Origin of the sequence: Bacillus sp. REN10 (genome assembly GCF_016820555.1) — a bacterium.
Lineage (GTDB): Bacteria > Bacillota > Bacilli > Bacillales > Domibacillaceae > Bacillus_CE.
This window is the reverse complement of sequence record NZ_JADHDW010000005.1, coordinates 162,483-180,041: the sequence shown is the minus strand read 5'-3', so window position 1 is coordinate 180,041 and position 17,559 is coordinate 162,483. Positions and strand designations below refer to the sequence as shown.

At 39.1% G+C, this 17,559-nt stretch carries 17 protein-coding genes; 7 read left to right on the top strand and 10 right to left on the bottom strand.

What is annotated here, in order from left to right:
- Window positions 1-48: 48 nt before the first annotated feature.
- Together IRB43_RS10150 and IRB43_RS10145 are read right to left on the bottom strand one after the other, a co-directional pair.
- A complete protein-coding gene (locus tag IRB43_RS10150; RefSeq protein ID WP_203363352.1) occupies window positions 49-1,188 on the bottom strand; it encodes a response regulator in 1,140 nt (379 codons plus the stop codon).
- Between the two features lie 330 nt (window positions 1,189-1,518).
- Window positions 1,519-1,845: a helix-turn-helix domain-containing protein gene (locus IRB43_RS10145; protein ID WP_203363351.1), complete on the bottom strand. Its 327-nt coding sequence runs from the start codon at window positions 1,843-1,845 to the stop codon at window positions 1,519-1,521.
- Between the two features lie 274 nt (window positions 1,846-2,119).
- Between IRB43_RS10145 and IRB43_RS10140 the strand changes: the two genes are divergently transcribed.
- Window positions 2,120-2,251 (top strand): anti-repressor SinI family protein, encoded by a 132-nt coding sequence (locus tag IRB43_RS10140; protein ID WP_203363350.1) that lies wholly within the window; start codon window positions 2,120-2,122, stop codon window positions 2,249-2,251.
- Between the two features lie 99 nt (window positions 2,252-2,350).
- Here IRB43_RS10140 and IRB43_RS10135 read toward each other — a convergent pair whose 3' ends face one another.
- Complete coding sequence (locus IRB43_RS10135) at window positions 2,351-2,677, bottom strand: helix-turn-helix domain-containing protein (protein WP_203363349.1); 327 nt, start codon at window positions 2,675-2,677, stop codon at window positions 2,351-2,353.
- A 158-nt stretch (window positions 2,678-2,835) separates the two neighbouring features.
- Window positions 2,836-4,113 (bottom strand): AAA family ATPase, encoded by a 1,278-nt coding sequence (locus IRB43_RS10130; RefSeq protein ID WP_238941937.1) that lies wholly within the window; start codon window positions 4,111-4,113, stop codon window positions 2,836-2,838.
- Between the two features lie 261 nt (window positions 4,114-4,374).
- Between IRB43_RS10130 and IRB43_RS10125 the strand changes: the two genes are divergently transcribed.
- The 3 genes from IRB43_RS10125 to IRB43_RS10115 all read left to right on the top strand — a co-directional run bounded on the left by IRB43_RS10125 (window position 4,375) and on the right by IRB43_RS10115 (window position 7,871).
- Window positions 4,375-5,832 carry an O-antigen ligase family protein gene (locus tag IRB43_RS10125; protein WP_203363347.1) on the top strand — a complete coding sequence of 486 codons (1,458 nt, stop codon included), beginning with the start codon at window positions 4,375-4,377 and terminating at the stop codon, window positions 5,830-5,832.
- A 245-nt stretch (window positions 5,833-6,077) separates the two neighbouring features.
- A complete protein-coding gene (locus IRB43_RS10120; protein WP_203363346.1) occupies window positions 6,078-7,004 on the top strand; it encodes an alpha/beta hydrolase in 927 nt (308 codons plus the stop codon).
- A 33-nt stretch (window positions 7,005-7,037) separates the two neighbouring features.
- Complete coding sequence (locus IRB43_RS10115; RefSeq protein WP_203363345.1) at window positions 7,038-7,871, top strand: YihY/virulence factor BrkB family protein; 834 nt, start codon at window positions 7,038-7,040, stop codon at window positions 7,869-7,871.
- A gap of 32 nt (window positions 7,872-7,903) precedes the next feature.
- Here IRB43_RS10115 and IRB43_RS10110 read toward each other — a convergent pair whose 3' ends face one another.
- The 3 genes from IRB43_RS10110 to IRB43_RS10100 all read right to left on the bottom strand — a co-directional run bounded on the left by IRB43_RS10110 (window position 7,904) and on the right by IRB43_RS10100 (window position 10,297).
- The gene (locus tag IRB43_RS10110) at window positions 7,904-8,887 is read right to left on the bottom strand and encodes an S-layer homology domain-containing protein (RefSeq protein ID WP_203363344.1); all 984 of its coding nucleotides are present in this window, start codon (window positions 8,885-8,887) and stop codon (window positions 7,904-7,906) included.
- A 143-nt stretch (window positions 8,888-9,030) separates the two neighbouring features.
- Complete coding sequence (locus IRB43_RS10105) at window positions 9,031-9,516, bottom strand: sigma-70 family RNA polymerase sigma factor (protein WP_343070849.1); 486 nt, start codon at window positions 9,514-9,516, stop codon at window positions 9,031-9,033.
- Between the two features lie 301 nt (window positions 9,517-9,817).
- Entirely contained in the window at window positions 9,818-10,297 is a 480-nt protein-coding gene (locus IRB43_RS10100) for a competence protein ComK (RefSeq protein WP_203363343.1), read from the bottom strand.
- A 492-nt stretch (window positions 10,298-10,789) separates the two neighbouring features.
- On the opposite strand from IRB43_RS10100, the gene IRB43_RS10095 reads away from it, so the two are divergent.
- Both IRB43_RS10095 and IRB43_RS10090 read left to right on the top strand, forming a co-directional pair.
- On the top strand, window positions 10,790-12,133 hold the full coding sequence (locus IRB43_RS10095; RefSeq protein WP_203363342.1) for an APC family permease: 1,344 nt from the start codon (window positions 10,790-10,792) through the stop codon (window positions 12,131-12,133).
- 15 nt (window positions 12,134-12,148) lie between these two features.
- Entirely contained in the window at window positions 12,149-13,777 is a 1,629-nt protein-coding gene (locus IRB43_RS10090; RefSeq protein ID WP_343070848.1) for an amidohydrolase, read from the top strand.
- A 92-nt stretch (window positions 13,778-13,869) separates the two neighbouring features.
- On the opposite strand, the gene IRB43_RS10085 is transcribed toward IRB43_RS10090, so the two are convergent.
- Genes IRB43_RS10085 through IRB43_RS10075 form a run of 3 tightly spaced genes read right to left on the bottom strand, consistent with a single transcriptional unit; the run spans window position 13,870 to window position 15,901 of the window.
- Window positions 13,870-14,772, bottom strand: coding sequence for an ATP-binding cassette domain-containing protein (locus IRB43_RS10085; RefSeq protein ID WP_203363341.1), 903 nt, complete (start codon window positions 14,770-14,772; stop codon window positions 13,870-13,872).
- Between the two features lies 1 nt (window position 14,773).
- Entirely contained in the window at window positions 14,774-15,160 is a 387-nt protein-coding gene (locus IRB43_RS10080; RefSeq protein WP_203363340.1) for a GntR family transcriptional regulator, read from the bottom strand.
- A gap of 15 nt (window positions 15,161-15,175) precedes the next feature.
- Window positions 15,176-15,901: a hypothetical protein gene (locus tag IRB43_RS10075; protein WP_203363339.1), complete on the bottom strand. Its 726-nt coding sequence runs from the start codon at window positions 15,899-15,901 to the stop codon at window positions 15,176-15,178.
- Window positions 15,902-16,157: 256 nt separating this feature from the next.
- Between IRB43_RS10075 and IRB43_RS10070 the strand changes: the two genes are divergently transcribed.
- A complete protein-coding gene (locus tag IRB43_RS10070) occupies window positions 16,158-17,528 on the top strand; it encodes an aspartate kinase (RefSeq protein ID WP_203363338.1) in 1,371 nt (456 codons plus the stop codon).
- Window positions 17,529-17,559: the final 31 nt, after the last annotated feature.

The window sequence follows — 17,559 nt, the reverse complement described above, 5'->3', positions numbered from 1 at the left end:
TACGGCTGGCTGCAGTCCATACGTCGCTAAACGGGACCTTCCGCTTTTCTATATTAATTGTTTTTGTGATTTTTTAAAGTTGGCGTACCATTTTGTGATGTGAGGGCTAGGTTGGGTGTCCAGTTCATTTGCCAAGAAAGCAGTTAATGTAGCGTATTGTTGGTCAATGAGTAAATAGTGTCCGCTCGCATAGTATAGTTTCATTATATGGAAACAGGCGACTTCTTCTTCGGGATATTTGTGAGCGATTTGTGAGAAATAAATTAACGCCTTATCGGGTTGCTGGCGCTCTTCATACCAATGAGCTAGCTTATAGGCCGTTAAGAGCCATAATTGTTTATGTCTTTCACGCTCGCTTTCTGCCCACCAATAATCATATCCTTGTAAGTAATCACCCGTATACAAGGTAAGTAAATCAGTATAGTAGTGGATCGTTTCTTCTCGCAACGGCGGAGTAGATTGATTTTGTGTTTCCCATTCTTCTACGTCTAAAATCACATTGATTAACGTAAGTATGTATCCATCGGAGGTGTTTTTTAATTGGAAATGCTCTCCGAACTCTTTTAGTTTTTTTCTGACATAGTAAATCGCTGTGTAGAGCTGATTGTATACTTTTTCTTCATCATGCTCAGGCCAAAGAGTGTCAACAAGCGTAGACTTATGAATGAGTTGATTTCGGTGCTGCAGTAAATATAGGAAGAGTTCTTCCGCTTTCTTTGTTCGCCAAGAAGTTTTAATGAAAGAACCATCTTTTGATTGAATAGACGCAGTCTGGAACATGTTCATGTAAATTACGTTATCACGCACTTTATTCTTGCTTGTTTCAACAGGTACTTGCTTTTGTATTCGGTTCATCGTCTTTGTTAATCGTTCGATGGAAATAGGTTTTACAATATAGTCAAGGGCATTAAGCTCAAATGCTTGTACGGCATATTCTTCATAGGCTGTACAAAAGATAATGGTTAAGCTCGGCTTTTTTTCAACAAGCATTTCAGCCAGCTCAATTCCATTGACTTCAGGTAAATGAATATCTAGGAAAACGACATCTACCTCTTCATTCAGAATGACTTCTTTTGCCAAAATAGGGTTATTGAATTTTTTGATCGTTTCAAACGCACCAATTTTTTTCAGCAGGCCTTCTAAGTAATCTAGCGCCAAACTTTCATCATCTACGAGAATAATGTTCATAAGTCCTCCTAATACCGAACAACTTAGTTAATATATACTAATTATTGTTTATTATACTAATCAATTTTAAAAAAACAATCGACCTAAATGTTTAAATTTTGTAGAGATTCATATTGTATACTGTTCATATAATTAGTGGAAAAATATTTTGTTCTGTCTTCATTTTTAAACAGTTTTTAAAGAAGGTTCTGTAAAATTACTTTTGTGACTATAAACAGTCGAAAAGGGAGGTTTTAGGAAGTTTAATGATAGATTCAGAACAGTTTATTTATCGATAGAGATAAAAGAACGATGTTATAAGAGAAGCGAGGATCAGACCTCGCTAAGTTTTCATTCGGATGTGTTCGTTCTCTGTTGCTTTCGAGATTGCATAAATTGTTGGAATTCTAAAAGATCAGCTTTCGTTACTTTTTTGTTTGATGCCTCTTTTAATAATGGTTCATATTCGTCCTTTTTGGAGGATTGCGGTTGAATTAATTCATTGGTTGTGAGATCTAAAGCTGTAGCGATTTTTGACAGTACGGATAACGAGGGGTTCGTATTTGTCTGCCGTTCTAAATTAGATAAATAAGATTTAGAAATTTTCGCTTCTTTTGCAAGCTTGGTGAGAGAATAACCTTTTTGCTCTCTTAATTGTTTAATGCGAACTCCTATCATCTACTATTGCTCCCTTCAACTTGTTTTTGTTCATTATAACGCACTAAAGATCGGAAAGTATGTATTTTTTATAAAATTTTTCAAAAATCGTTCATTATAAAGGATAAATGGTTGCTATTACCTATTATTTAAACATATAGCACGTGTTACAATTTTCTTATAAATGAACAAATACATCCAACATATACTATTGTAAGTTTTGTGTATGAGTGAAACTCGTTGAAGATAGAAAGAAAAGCTAGCGGCTTCAGAAAAATCTATTAGGGGGATTTTTATGAGGAATGTTCAATTCATTGATCAAGATTGGATTCGACTGATGTTAGAAGCGAAAAAGATAGGATTAACACTTGAGGAAGTGAAGAAGTTTATCGCAGGAGAAAAGCTGGATTTGCAGAAGGTGGAGTGAAGCGGATATGGGGTTGATGAAGTGAAATTCATGCGAACGGTAAAGGGATAGCTCGTTCGCATGTGATTTTGATTCTATCTTAATCAGTAAGGCAGTGTGTTACTTGTTAGCTTTTTGCCACTTTTGAAATTCTAAAAATTGTTTAAATTGTTCTTTACTAATACCGGATTCCATTGCTTCTTTCGCCAATGCTAACCATTCTGAATCAACGAGTTCAGCAGAATGGCCTTCCTCATTGATTAACTTCTCTACACTAACGCCTAGCACGGAAGATATTTTACTTAAAAACTGAATAGATGGATTTAGTTGGATTTCACGCTCAACAGAAGAAATATAAGATTTGGCCACTCCTGCTCGATTGGCCAATTCAGTCAGCGATAGTCCTCTTTCCATTCGTAATTCTCGAATACGCTTGCCAATAGCCATTATACATCACCCTTACCGCTTACTATAAAAGTAAATATTCATAAATCATTTTATCACAACACGACAAGAAACTACAAAAAAACTCACGGTGAAAGGGAATCTTTCTATATTAAAAAAAGTTCAATATTTAAAATGGTAGGGGGAACAGTCCCCCTTTTTTAGCGGCCGAAGCCCATTGTTGACTTGTAAGGATCAGCACTCCAATCTTGGCGCCAAGTTTTTTTGTTGTTGGTTAATAAGTCTTTCGTGATTTTGTCGATATCCACTTTTTCTTCATAATGCCATTGTAAGGCGATTGACATGTACAATTCATTCAGTTGAGCAATAGAGAGCCCTTCTGTTTCTTTCACTAGTCGGTCCATTTCCTCTTCAGACATGAATTGCTCGACCTGTCTTTTTCGTAAATATTGTCGGCGCGCTTGTTCATTTGGCAATTTAATTTCATAGGCTCGGTCAAAACGACCTGCCCGGTTAATGAGTGCAGGGTCGATTTTCTCTGGATAGTTAGTGGTTCCAATTAAGAAAATCCCCTCCTTAGAAACGGCACCGTCTAGCGTATTTAAAAAGACAGAACGCGATTCTTCTGGCATGGAGTCAATGTCCTCGATAACAAGGATCATCGGCGCCATTTTCGTAATGGTTGAGAACACTTCTTTAATGGAATAGCTCGTTGTATATTCAGTGATTTGCCAATAAACGACAGGGGCAGAAGTGCTGCCAGCAATTGATTTCACGAGTGTGGTCTTCCCGTTTCCTGGTGCCCCGTAAAGCAAGATTCCGCGCTTATAAGGAATGTTATATTTTTTAAAGAAGCTGCCGCTATGCAGGAAAAACTCGTCAATGGAGCGGAAAATTTCTGTTTTTATGTCTTCATCTAGCAAGACGTCTTCGCGGCTTACTTGATGCGTAATTCTTTCATGGATCTTTTCTACGCCATCTTCCGTATCGGTGAAAATATTGATATATCCTTTCATCAGTTCTTTTTGTTGTGTATACAAATAATCAATAAATGCTAGCAAGCTCTCATCATTTTCAGCAAAAATAAACTCCTCTTCATAATCTTCGTGGCTTTGATAAATAGGAAGCTTTGCCAATGCAACGTTGTAAGCGGGGAAATAAAAAATGGAGTTATTTAAAGATGGTTGAATCACATGTTTATTTTCCCCAGTGACCGTCGAATATTGAAGAGTCTTTGTTTCTAAACAGTCAAAAACGTGGGCAAGAATTTCAATATGATCTGGCTGACGAATCAAAAGCTGTTCAAGCATTTCCCACAGGTCTTCTTCACCTTTATGAGAATACATATAAAAATCTTGTCCAGTCTTTTGTAATAATAACGTCTTTATTTCAGAAATGTTAATACCATAGTCGTGGTAGTGGGGCATTTTCTCTTTGTCCACTTTTTCGAATGGAATTAAAATTTTAGGCTGTTTCATCAATGACATCCTTTCATCTTATCGTAGCATGACAACAAAAAATCTAACCATATTATAACATTATTTTCGGTTATTAAATGCAGTCTTATCTTTCCATTTCTATAAGAGAAGACAAGCCCTTATTAAAAAATTGACGGGCATTTTAACATATCTTATACTTGGAAGATAATTGTGAATTTTTATTAGGTTATGTTTTGGAGCGACGCAATTATTATGCTATAATTCTTCTAGTTTATAGTACCTAAAGGAAGGTTTAGTTGAATGGCGGATTTTTTCAGAAATAATATCTTGTTTGTTTTCTCTGTTTGTCTTATGATTGCTGGTTTGTTGCTGCAGCAATCAGTGATTGGTCTAACTGTGTCTGTTCTTCTGGCATTGGTCGCTTTCGTACGTCCTAAAGCAGGTCTCTCTTTACTGCTCATCTATTTTCCTCTTCGTTCGTTTATCATAGAAGTCAATCCTGCAATGAAGATTACAGGTGATATCATAGTTTTAGCCGCATTGTTTCATGTGATTTGGCTAGGTCGAAAAGATATAAAGTCTTTATTTCAATTTGCCATCTATGAATGGGCTTTCTTTTTCTTCATTGCTCTTGGTTCTATTTCGGCGCTGTTTTCAGATGTTAGTATACCTGCTATCATTTTTCAAGTTAGAGCATTTATGATCACTTATTTCTTGTACTATATCGTTAAGCGTTTGGATATTGACAAAGAGGATGTTAAAAAGTTCTTTTGGATTACGATTGTTGTTGCAACCGTTGTCGTCATTCAAGGTCTTGTCGAAAAAATATCGGGCAGAACATTACTGATGCCTGAAACTTGGGTCAATACGGTTCTATCCCCTACAAACCGCGTCCGCATTTATGGTCTAATTAATAATCCAAACCGTTTAGCCGTATACTTATCTTTTGCGATGATGGCTGTATTCTATTTTTATGATCGCGCATCTAAAGGCAAAAAGGTATCACTTGCTATTTTAGCTATCCTTTTTGCTGGAACAGGCATGTTGACATACTCTAGAGGAACGGCCATTGCTTTTGGTATTGGATTAGTCATTTATTGGCTGCTCACTCGCCATACAAACACGGTGATCCGTCTAGTAGCTGTAGGAGCGATCAGTTTTGTTGTCGTTTTATACCCAGTGAATCAACTGACTCAATGGGTAGCTAATTCAAATTTTGATTTTGGAACGAACACTCCGGGATCTAATAACGAAGTACCAAAAGAGGGATTTGATCAAAAAGAGCGTTTAAAAGAAACATTTGATCAAAATACGATTGAATTAAGTAAAACGTCTGGAAGGTTATTCATTGTGACGAAAGGGTTGGAAATCTTCCGCGACCATTTCATTATGGGGACAGGCTTTGCCACATTTGGCGACTCAGCAACGAAATCATATCTCTCACCGATTTATGAAAAATATGAAATCCCTTCTCATATCTATGCAGATAACCAGTACATTCAAGTCATGGCACAAACGGGGATACTGGGCGTCATTACGTTTGCCGTCTTTTTGCTCGGCATGCTAATCGCATTATGGAAAAATCGTCAAGTGAACAAAGAAGGTTCTTTCTTGATGATTTCTATCTTACTCGGTATTTTTGCCCTCGGTACACTGTATAATATATGGGAAGATAAAACCTTTACGACTTATTATTTTATGATGTTAGCTTATGTGCTGCATCACCAACGTGATAGTGTATATCAATATAGACGATAATCAAGTGTGAGGCACCGCTAGAAAATTTCGAGTGGTGCCTCTTTTTTTTGTATACAGTCGCAAGTTTCAATGGCTAATGAACTGCTAAAAATCTTCTTGCAATCAGTTAACATCGATTCACTATAGGGTGTTTCAGCCCATGCATTGCGAAACAGGGCTTTCCGTTCTTCACAGTTGACATGTTATAGGATTAGGTTTATTTTGCTACTAACAGGTTGTTTTGAAATTTTAACAAGGGGAGTGTAATGTTGGAAAAGGAATATTGGGTTACGATGTCTGATGGGTATGAAGTGTTTTTGACAGAATGGACGGATGAGGCAGTAAAGCCAAAAGCTGTGCTGCAAATCGCTCATGGGATGGCGGAGCATATTAAACGGTATCGCCGTTTAGCACAATATTTAGCATCTCAAGGTTTTGTTGTTTATGGAAATGATCATCGAGGGCATGGGCAAACAGGGGAGAAAAGCGGCTTGCTTGGCTTTTTCGCAGAGGAGAATGGATTCGAACGAGTGACAGAGGATTTAAAAGAGATCAATGATCATATTCACCGCACTCATCCGGATCTTCCGGTGTTTCTGATGGGGCACAGCATGGGATCTTTTTTAATTCGTCGTTATTTACAAAGGTTTCCTAGAACGGTTCACGGCGTCATTCTTTCTGGTACGGGAAGCGATCGTGGGCTGTTAGGGAAAGCGGGGAAAATGTTAGCGAAGGTAGAGAGCAGAAGAAGAGGAAAGCGCACGAAAAGTCCGTTATTAAATCAATTGTCTTTTGGGAACTTTAATAAAAAACTTTCTAATGTTCAAACTGAGTTTGATTGGCTATCGAGAGATCGGGAGCAAGTTCAGGCCTATATAGATGATCCATATTGTGGATTTATTCCGACGGCAGGGTTTTTTTATGATTTATTAAGCGGGTTAGAGAAGATTCATAAACGGGAAGAAGTGAGCCGAATGGAAAAGGATCTTCCTTTTTTCTTTATTAGTGGCGATCAAGATCCAGTGGGTGATTACTCTAAAGGCGTGCTTCGTGTCATCCATCAATATAAGCAACAAGGAATCACAAATATTCATTATCAATTGTATCAAGAAGGCCGGCACGAGATGCTTAACGAAACGAATAGCCAGCAAGTTATCGAAGACATCACGAATTGGCTTCAGGCGCAACTGTAGAGGCGGAATGAGAGAAAGGCAGTGAGAGCTGGAATGAGACTAATTCGAATAGTAGCAGTCCGTTTTTTTGCTGAACGCTTTTTTGATCAGGCAGCGCAGACCGCATACTACTTACTGTTGTCTGTCGTTCCTTTTTTAATTTTTATGCTGTCTGTCATGAGCTTTTTTCCGATCAAGGAAGGAGATATTTTAGGCTTTATTGAACCTTATGCGCCGGGGAATACATATAACTTAATTAAAGAAAACGTCCAAGCCATTGTGGCAAAAGGTCAAGGGCAGACGATTTCGATTAGTTTTCTTTCCACCTTTTGGCTATCTTCGATGGCAATTCAATCACTTGTTCGCTCGTTGAACGATGCGTACAATATTGAGCGGCGACTTTCTTTTTTCACTGGGCTATTCCGAGATTTAGGAGTTACCTTGATCTTTATGTTTCTAGTGCCGTTTTCTTTTATGATTCCTCTTTTAGAGCGGCTTCTTCATTTATTACTCTCTACAGAAGTGATTGGTACGATTGAAGGGGTGGCGCCGTATTTTAAAATTTGGACGGTTGTAAAGTGGATACTGGGAACGCTGTTTTTATTTTTCTTTTTTATTCTTTTTTATAAAATTTTGCCCAATGATAAACAGCCGCTTCGATGTGTACTGCCAGGTGCTTTATTTGCCGCTATCAGTTGGCAAGCAGCATCAGTACTGTTCGGAGAATATGCCAGTTCCGTGAACTATACTCGCATTTATGGACAGCTCTCTGGGATCATTATTTTAATCTTGTGGTTTTATCTATCCGCTGTTGTGTTGCTTCTTGGAGGGTTGATGAATGCAGAGTATGAGAAGATGAAGCGACTGCCTAAACGAATAAAAGCGTGACTCCCGACATGATCGGGAGTCACGCTTTTATTTTATTGGTAGAAATACCATTGATGTTCGAATAGTAATTCTGCTGTGTTGTTAAAGTTGATACGTTGTTTTACTTCGCTAGGAGAGAAGTAGAAAGCCACTGTTTTTTTCTGTTTTGGTTTAAGAATCACGTTTTTGTATTCGCGGAATGAAGTAGATTTAGCTACAAGTGTATCGTTGATATGAAGTTCATATTTACCTTGGATGCCAAATACTTCGTTTGCTGTGTTGTTGAACAGCTGTACATTCATTTTTAAGCGACCATCTGACTGTAACTGTGTGCCAGTGACAGTTGCTTGAACACCTAAACGGAATTGTGGGTTCAATGCGCGAGCGATGAAAGCGGAATACTCTGCACGGTTCATCACTTTGTTTGGAAGGAAATTACCTTTGCTATCGCCTCTAGCTATTCCGATGTATGCCAAAGATTGAACATATTTGTAATACCATGCATTGCTTCTCACATCTTTAAAATTAGTAGATGAAGCATAGCTAAATCCAAAACTTTCGGTTAAGATTTTCGCTGTTTGGGCTCTTGTTAGTTTATCGTTTGGCTTGAAATACGTGCTTTTGCTAAAAACACCGTAGTTAGTTAATACGGCAATCGCATTGTAAGCCGGATGAGATGCTGGCACATCGCGGAATCCAGGGTTTGGAGCGGACTGCTTATCTACCCCTAAAGCTCTTGCTAAAATAACAGCTGCTTGCCAACGAGTGACAGGATCATTCACACCGAACTTCCCGTTTTTATATCCTTGAATAATGCCTTTTCTTACAAGGAAATCAATTTCTTTTTTTGCCCAATATGTACTTGGGACATCTCGGAAAGTGGTGGAAGCAGCTGCTTCAAATGTTGCTTCTTCATCGCTATAAACAGATGTACCGCTTAAATTTCCTTGGAAAGTTGCCGCTGAAGGAGCAGTTACAGGAATGAAAAGCATGATGGCTAAAGCGGCCATTAATAAAGATTTAAAGCCTTTCTTCAATTATAAACACCTCTCAATTTTTAGAATTATATTCACAATTACTTTAACAATAGATGCAAACTTAATCTACAAATTTTTTCAAAATAGTAATATTTAACTATTTTTATAGAGTGACAAGATGTGCGGTGGAAGTATGACGTCCGTTATTTCCTAATTAGTTGTAATTTCAATTTAGCTAATGCTTGTTTCCGCCACTTTTTTACGGCAGAAGGGGAAACATTTTCGCATGTAGCAATTTCAGCGATTGTCATATTTTCATAAAATGTACGAATCAGCCATACTTTTTCTCGATCGGAAAGGGAGAGAGTATAAGTGAGTAACATTTCGAGTTCGAGTGATTGATCTTTTTGCTGATCGGGTACGTCCTGCCATAATAGTTGGTCAGTATAGACGACTTGTTCTTCTAGCTGCTTTGCTTTTTTTAAGGCGTCCATCATCCGGCCTTTTATATAGGAGTAGGCGATCGTTGAAAACGCTCCTTTTTGTGGCTCATATTTTTCATAAGCTTCCCAAAGGGCAATTCGTCCAATTTGCTGAAATTCATCTTCATCTTTGTAAATATGCAGTGATCTCATAATATGACGGATCATTGGTGAAAATTGATGATAAATGTTCTCAAAATTCTCCACTGTGATCTTCCTTAATGGCAGCGCGCTGACCGTAAATTCCCGGGTTAACCCAAGAATAGCGGAATTTTCTTAGGGTGGCGAAGGAGTAAAATAGGGGAAAGCTAAAGAGTTCAAATGTATATTTTTACCTATTTTTACATGTTTGCTCTAGATTAAAGTTACAAAATCGTTTTTTTGCACAAGCAATACAAAAAAGCCTTGTTCTTTTTATTGAACAAGGCTTTTTGGGTTGTGATTACCAGGTAAGTAAACACCTGTGAGCGCTCTGTTTTTATGCAGAACTGACTAATGGAACAATACTCTATGACTCTGCACTTTCGTGAACTTCCTTATGGCTTAACATATAGGCAATACAGTTTCTTACACGATCTAGTTGTTTGAAATAGACATGAGGAGAACAATTTAAGGATAATTTAATCCCGTTTTTAAAATAAACGACCATTTTTCCTTTAACTGAAGCATGCGCTTGTACATGGCGCGGAAAGATCCAGCAACAGCCATACTGTTCTGGTGAAGTTGTAGGAAAGGTATAAATCAGTTCTTCGTGGCAGATCAATAATGGTGTTTTTTTTTGGTAGTTTAATTGTTTACGAGTGGCTTGAAGCCGACCTTCGTAGGTAAATAGACGGTGTAAACAAGCTTTGTTTAACAGTTGTTTCGCTGTTTCTTTGGTGTGGTACGTTCCTTTCTCATCATAAATCATCGTATGGAAACGATCTGGATGATGTTCCACAAGCAACATTGTACTTATAGATGGAATGTAACTCTCAACAAAAACCATTCGAAACGCCTCCCTCTATGTAATCGATACCATAGTAATCAATAAATGTAAATAATTACAAAAGATAGTGTTAAAAATATGTAAATTTTTAAAAGGGTATGTATTATATAAATCTAAATTGGTTTTCCAATACGATCACACCCTATCTAGTTAGAAAAACGATTATTGACTCCTACTCGCTCTGTCTCTATGAAACGATGGGGAAAGCTTGCTTTCTCCATCGTTTCATAGAGACAGGCTACCTTTCAGCATAGCTGAAAGGCGTGTGAGACCACGACGGTCTCACACGAGTAGGAACCAATAATCAACATTCTTATGTCGATGGAACAAGTTGAACATATATAGATGAATTATGCGTATATGAATAATTTATGCAGTTTGTCATTTTTTATAGGAGTATAACTGTTTATTAATCAGAAAATTCTTAATTGGTATAATTTTTGCATTAGTTTTTGGAGCGTGTTTTTTTAAGATTGCTAAGGGGGTTGTTACATGTCAGGTTCAAAAGAAATGAGCAGATCGTTAACACTTATTCCGGTAGTACTGTTTGGATTTTCATTTATGGCGTTAGCGACGGTATTTAGTACGTATGGTATTGCGGCTGAAATTTCTAATGGCATGGTGCCAGGAGCTTATGTGCTAGCGATGGTCGTCATGATGTTTACTGCTTATAGTTACGGACAAATGTCCAAAGCTATTCCATCAGCAGGCTCCGCTTATGCCTATACACAAAAATCGATCAATCCTTATGTTGGATTTATGGTTGGCTGGGCGATATTGATGGATTATTTGTTTATTCCAATGGTGAATTACCTATTGTTCAGCATTTTCTTCTCAGCGGCTTTTCCCGCGATTCCACCGTATGTATGGGTATTAGGGATGTTGTCGCTAGTGACATTTATCAATATTAAGGGAGTGAAATTGGCTGCTAAAGCGAACGCTTTTATCACGATTTTTTCTCTTCTGTTTATCGTATTGTTTATTGGTTTATCGATTAAAGAAATTCTTGGTGGAACAGGCAGTGGTACATTGTTATCGCTAGAGCCATTCTATAATTCGGACAAGCCTTTTTCTTTTGTAGTAGCAGGAGCGGCTCTTCTATGTTTCTCGTTTCTCGGATTTGATTCAGCGACGACGTTTGCTGAGGAAACAGTCAATCCGAAAAAGACTATTCCGCGTGCCGTGTTTATTATTACGTTAGTTGGTGGGTTTGTATTTGTAAGCGTTTCCTATTTTGCGCAGCTTGTATGGCCAGACTTTAGCACATTCACGAATGCAGACTCTGCTGCGCATGAAATCATTGCCCTTGTCGGTGGAAAAGTATTTACTTCCTTGTTCCTTGCTGTTTATGCAGTCACCGCATTTGGTTCAGCCATGTCGTCGCAAGCGAGTGCTTCTCGTGTTCTTTATGCGATGGGGCGGGATGGTCAGCTGCCGAAAAAATTCTTTGGAGCACTTCATGCCAAATATGAAACACCAGTGAATAATATTTTAGTCATTAGTGCCTTCTCCTTGCTTGCATTATTTTTAAGTTTAACGCTTGTGGCGTCATTTATTAACTTTGGAGCGTTTCTTGCATTTACATGTGTAAACATTGCGGTGATTGCTTATTATTTTATTCGAAAAAAAGAGCGTTCATTGATGGGGACGATTATGTATTTGATCATTCCGCTGATTGGGGCTGGTCTTGATTTATGGTTGCTTATTAATCTAGACATTCATTCAAAGGTGCTCGGCAGCATTTGGTTCGCAATTGGCTTCATTTATATGCTCTTTTTAACGAAAGGATTTAAGCAAAAGCCGCCTGAATTAAAGTTGTCATTGGATCATTCATGAGGGAGGAAAGGGAATATGATGAAAGCAGATATGATTTTATTGAGTGAGGCTGTTTTTACAGGAGTAAGTGATCAACCAGAGCCATTAGCCGTAGCGGTTAGAGGAAATAAAATAATAGAGGTTGGCGCTAAGGAAGAGGTACTCGCTCTTAAAGGGGATCATACCGAAGTAATAGATGTTGGGGATCAACTGATCATGCCGGGTTTCCATGATGCACATATGCATATTATGCTTGGGAGTTTGTTCAGTCATTATAGTGTGTCTTTAGTGGAGGCAAAGTGTAAAGAAGAGGCGATTGCCAAAGTAAAAGCATATGCGGATGAGCATCCGGAAGAGGCGTGGATTGTCGGTACTGGATGGGATCATACCGCTTGGGGAGAAAAGGATTTCCCTACTCGTTATGAATTGGATCAAGTGATCGCTGATCGTCCGGTTGTTCTGTTACATGCAGAAGGGCATTACGGTTGGGTAAATTCTATTGCTCTTGAACAAGCGGGAATTACGAAAGACACAGAGAATCCGGATTATGGAATTATTTATAAAGATGAAGCGGGGGAGCCAACGGGGATTTTAATTGAAACGGCTATTTCTTTGGCGACAGATTACGCGTATGATTTCTCAAAAGAAAGACTGCGTAATATGGTGGAGCAATTTTTGCAGCATGCCGCGGAGTTGGGAGTCACTTCTGTGAATGATTTGTATGCTAGCCGAGCTCATGAAAAATTAGAAGCTTATGAGGTGTATCAACAGATTGAAGCGGAAGGGCGCCTAACGACGAGATTCCATCTGTATCCGCCATTAAATGGGGACATTGAAAAAGCGAAGAAGTTACGCGAACAGTATCGTTCTGATAAATTACGGTTGGCTGGATTAAAGCAATTTATTGATGGGGTCGTGACAGGCTACACGGCTTATATGCTTGACCCATATGAACAGCGTCCTGATACAAGAGGAGAAACGGCTTATAGAGAAGAGCAGCTAGCGCAATGGGTGGAAGAAGCGGACAAAGAGGGGTTTCAAATTCGTTTTCATTCTATTGGTGATGGCGCTGTTCGAATGGGGTTAGATTTATATGAAAAAGCACAGAAGAAAAATGGCAAGCGAGATGCTCGTCATGCCCTTGAGCATATTGAAGTGGTGGCACCAGAGGATATTCCGCGTTTCAAGGAGCTTGGCGTTATGCCTTCGATTCAGCCATATCATATGGCGTTAATGCCTCGTGAAAGTCATACGACGCAAGTGAGCGAAGAGAAACAAGCGTACATTTATCCGAATGCTTCTCTCGTACGCTCTGGAGCGGTTGTTTCCTACAGCAGTGACTACCCGATCGTGCCGCTTGAACCGATGATTGAGATTTATCATGCCGTGACGCGTAAAGATTTTACATTGCAAGATACGTGGAATGAGCAAGAAAAAGTGACGATGGCTGAAGCGTTAAAAGCTTACACAAGTGCTTCCGCCTACAGTGTTTTCCGTGAACATGAGCTTGGAACATTAGAAAAAGGAAAATTAGCGGATATCATCGTCCTAGATCGCAACTTATTTACGATACCAGAAGACGAAATTCCAGAAACGAAAGTCGAGCTGACATTAGTAGATGGGGAAGTTGTTTGGCGTCAGTCACAAGTAGCTGTGCAGAAATAAGTCAAATGATTGGGCTGTTTCAAAAGATCATACTAAAAAAGCCGACCAAATTTGGTTGGCTTTTCGAGTTTAGTGTATCGTTATTCGTTGTGCTAAATCGTTCCAGCATAGTGTTGGTCGTGACAATTTTTTAGGTCGAGTTCTCCAGATAGGATGGCAGGGAGGGTCTCATCAAGACCGACGTTAGCTTTGCGAATAATGCGGATGTCGCTTTTATGTAGTGCTTGTTCGGTGAGGTTCCCTTTGTAAGAAATAATTTCTCGTCGATCATCACTGGTAGTAAGGATATAGGGGATGGCTTGTTCCAACGGTTTGTCCAACCAGTACCGAGTAAATTTTGAAGCGAGATCATCTTTTTCAAACATCCCTAGGAACTCCCCTTGGCGAATTAATAGAAGGTAATCAGCGAACTTGCGAATATCGTGAAGCTGGTGGCTTGTAAATATAATCGTTCGTTCCAGATGTTCATCCATTAACTGCACCATTTCGTCAATCACTAATTTTTGCGCCATTAAATCAATTGCGGCCATCGGTTCGTCAAAAATCATTAAATCCTGTGGTTGAGCTAACGTTAAAGCAAGCGTTAATTTTTTTTGCACACCTTGCGAAAGCTTATCAAATCTCTTATTTAATGGAATGTTTAGCTTATCAACATAGTGAGAGAATCGTTCCTCATCAAAAGAGGAAGAAAAACGAGCAATAAGTTTTTTTATTTCCGATCCTTTTAAGCCACTGCATCCAGAGACTGTTTGAGGCTGATAAGCGATTCGTTCTTTCCAACTGCTGTCCCCTAAAATTCGATCCTGATCAAAAAGCTGGATATGGCCGCTGTCTTCTTTTGCTAGTCCCATAATCATTTTTAATAGTGTACTTTTGCCAGCGCCGTTATCGCCAATAATGGCGACAGAGCTTCCGGCCGGAATGGCGACGTTCATAGGTCCAAGTTTGAATTCCCCAATTTGTTTACATACTTGCTCTAATTTAATGCTGTTCATATTAACCTCTCCTTTCTTTAATGATCAGAGTGAACATGTGCTCAATATCCTGTATGGAATAATCATGTTGCAATCCTACTTCAATGGCCCGTTCGATTGCTTGATTTACTGTTTTTTCTTTTACTTCTTCTTTTACCGCTAGTGCTACATCTGCCACAAAAGTTCCTCTCCCTCGAATCGTTTCAATGAATCCTTTTTGTTCCAAATCATTATAGGCTCTTTTCGTAGTAATCACGCTGCATCCTAGTTCCTTCGCTAGCACTCGTATGGAAGGTAAAGCGGTTCCGGCGGGCAATTGCCCTCCAGAGATCAACGCCTTCACTTGAGCTTCAATTTGATGATAAATCGGTTCCCGACTGTCTTGGGAAATGTGAATGGGCAATGTCATGGAGCATTTTCTCCTTTACAAATAATCTATGGTTCGGACTTTTTTAACGGAGTACCGATACCAGTAAAGATAGCTTCCGATTGTGAAAAGTGTGGCCAATACTAGTGTAACGATTGGGTAATTCTTGATGAGAAAAATAGAGCCTTCGACTAAGCTTATTCTTATATAAAAATAGTAAGCTACAGTCATCGCTAAGATGGATCCGTAGATGATAGTTGAAAAGATGATCATTTTTGTCATGGATATGACATCCCCTACATCGCTGGCTGAGAGGAGAAAGCTCACCATTAGACCAATCAGGAGCCAAAGAAATAAGAAAATGATAGATTCCCCTATGGATAAGGTGGAACTCAGCTTCGAAGGCGTAATGAGAAATATACTAACTAAGATCAAGTTTGTAACGACTGATAGAACAAAGTTAGAAAGAAAGCGGCTTTTTAAGAGTACGTCTTCTGAAATAGGTTGCTCCTGTAAAAAGTTGAAAGAATGACAGCCCCAAAAATCTCCTGACACCCTTGTTAATTGGTATTCCTTTGAGCGTAAGGAATACGGCAGAGTGGTGATAGCGACAACAAAAACAAAATCAAACAAGATTTTTGTCGCCATGTTCTCGGAACCATTTGACAAGCCAATTAAAAAGACGAAGTAACCAAGTGTACATATCACTAGTTTGAATGGTCCGGTCATTTTGAATAGTTCAAACCGACTCAACCACCAAGCATCACGCCAAACAGAATTCATTTAAACAACCTCCTACTGTTTATGTGTATATATTGTTATACACACATATTAAATGAATACTTTGGAAAAATCAACTATTTTTTGGTGAAGACTTCTAGCTCATTAATATACTAAAAGATCTAGAAATTCTCTCTACTGCTTTTACTTTGGGAAATATCAGATTATTTCTTCTTTTTTATGTAAAGGAGTGGTATAATCTTTCAAATAAATATTTTTCATCACGTAAGTTAAACAGTGAGCAAGGAGTGGAATTTGGATGAAGGTTTGTAAATTTGGCGGAACGTCTGTAGCGAGTGCAGAGCAAATTAAAAAAGTAGCAGCGATCGTCGGGGACGATGCGAAGCGCAAAATCGTTGTTGTGTCTGCCCCTGGAAAACGCTTTAATGATGATATTAAAGTAACGGATTTACTAATTAATTTGGCAGAGGCGTCTCTTTCAACAGGAGAAGCGGAGAAAGAGTTACAAGCGGTTGTGGATCGTTATGCAGATATTGCCAAGGGACTTGACCTTGATGAGCATATTGTCAAAGTCATTGAAGAAGATCTTCGTGGACGGTTAACAGTCAATCGCGATAATCGTGACTTATTTGTGGATCAGCTGAAAGCGAGCGGAGAAGATAATAATGCGAAGCTGATTGCTGCCTACTTTTCTAGCATTGGCATGGAAGCAGAGTATGTCAATCCGAAAGATGCTGGGTTACTTGTGAGCGATGAGCCGGGTCGTGCGCGCGCTTTGCCAGAAGCCTATGAGAATTTAAGCAGCTTGCGAAATCGCAAAGGTATTGTTGTGTTTCCTGGCTTTTTCGGCTATTCACGCGATGGTGTCATGATGACGTTTGCCCGCGGAGGTTCTGATATTACAGGGTCTATTTTAGCAGCGGCCATTGATGCGGAGTTGTATGAAAACTTTACGGATGTGGATTCGGTGTTTGCCGCTAATCCGAAAGTGGTGGACAATCCTGTGGAAATTAAGCGCATGACGTATCGGGAAATGCGTGAGCTTTCTTATGCCGGCTTTTCCGTTTTCCATGATGAAGCATTGATGCCAGCTTTCCAACGGTCTGTGCCGGTGTGTATCAAAAACACAAACAATCCTTCAGCGGAAGGAACCATGATTGTGGCGGAACGTGAATATTCGAACAGTCCAGTGATCGGTATTGCAGCAGATGGCGGCTTCTCAACGATTTATGTCAGCAAATATTTAATGAACCGCGAGCTCGGATTTGGCCGCCGTTTATTGCAAATATTAGAAGATGAGCATATTTCTTATGAGCATACGCCATCCGGCATTGATGATTTATCTGTAATTGTACGGAGTCATCAGCTAACGCCAGAGAAGGAAGCGCGAATTATTTCAAGATGCCGTGAAGAATTGTTGGTGGATGATGTACATGTGGAACATCATTTTGCGATGGTTGTACTTGTTGGAGAAGGAATGCACAACACACGCGGTTTAACGGCAAGGGCAACAACCGCGATTTCCCGTGTGGGAGCGAATATCGAAATGATTAACCAAGGATCATCCGAAGTCAGCCTTGTGTTCGGAATTAAAGAGAAAGACACAGACAATGTGTTAAAAGAGCTGTATAAAGAATTTTTTAGTACGAGTATTGTATTAGGAGTGTAACGCCTAAAAAACCAGTGTGAAAGGAAAGTCT

What these genes read in the sequence shown, in the direction of transcription:
- IRB43_RS10150 (WP_203363352.1), bottom strand. Translation starts at nt 1,188, where the DNA reads ATGAACATTATTCTCGTAGATGATGAAAGTTTGGCGCTAGATTACTTA.
- IRB43_RS10145 (WP_203363351.1), bottom strand. Translation starts at nt 1,845, where the DNA reads ATGATAGGAGTTCGCATTAAACAATTAAGAGAGCAAAAAGGTTATTCT.
- IRB43_RS10140 (WP_203363350.1), top strand. Translation starts at nt 2,120, where the DNA reads ATGAGGAATGTTCAATTCATTGATCAAGATTGGATTCGACTGATGTTA.
- IRB43_RS10135 (WP_203363349.1), bottom strand. Translation starts at nt 2,677, where the DNA reads ATGGCTATTGGCAAGCGTATTCGAGAATTACGAATGGAAAGAGGACTA.
- IRB43_RS10130 (WP_238941937.1), bottom strand. Translation starts at nt 4,113, where the DNA reads ATGAAACAGCCTAAAATTTTAATTCCATTCGAAAAAGTGGACAAAGAG.
- IRB43_RS10125 (WP_203363347.1), top strand. Translation starts at nt 4,375, where the DNA reads ATGGCGGATTTTTTCAGAAATAATATCTTGTTTGTTTTCTCTGTTTGT.
- IRB43_RS10120 (WP_203363346.1), top strand. Translation starts at nt 6,078, where the DNA reads ATGTTGGAAAAGGAATATTGGGTTACGATGTCTGATGGGTATGAAGTG.
- IRB43_RS10115 (WP_203363345.1), top strand. Translation starts at nt 7,038, where the DNA reads ATGAGACTAATTCGAATAGTAGCAGTCCGTTTTTTTGCTGAACGCTTT.
- IRB43_RS10100 (WP_203363343.1), bottom strand. Translation starts at nt 10,297, where the DNA reads ATGGTTTTTGTTGAGAGTTACATTCCATCTATAAGTACAATGTTGCTT.
- IRB43_RS10095 (WP_203363342.1), top strand. Translation starts at nt 10,790, where the DNA reads ATGTCAGGTTCAAAAGAAATGAGCAGATCGTTAACACTTATTCCGGTA.
- IRB43_RS10090 (WP_343070848.1), top strand. Translation starts at nt 12,149, where the DNA reads ATGATGAAAGCAGATATGATTTTATTGAGTGAGGCTGTTTTTACAGGA.
- IRB43_RS10085 (WP_203363341.1), bottom strand. Translation starts at nt 14,772, where the DNA reads ATGAACAGCATTAAATTAGAGCAAGTATGTAAACAAATTGGGGAATTC.
- IRB43_RS10080 (WP_203363340.1), bottom strand. Translation starts at nt 15,160, where the DNA reads ATGACATTGCCCATTCACATTTCCCAAGACAGTCGGGAACCGATTTAT.
- IRB43_RS10075 (WP_203363339.1), bottom strand. Translation starts at nt 15,901, where the DNA reads ATGAATTCTGTTTGGCGTGATGCTTGGTGGTTGAGTCGGTTTGAACTA.
- IRB43_RS10070 (WP_203363338.1), top strand. Translation starts at nt 16,158, where the DNA reads ATGAAGGTTTGTAAATTTGGCGGAACGTCTGTAGCGAGTGCAGAGCAA.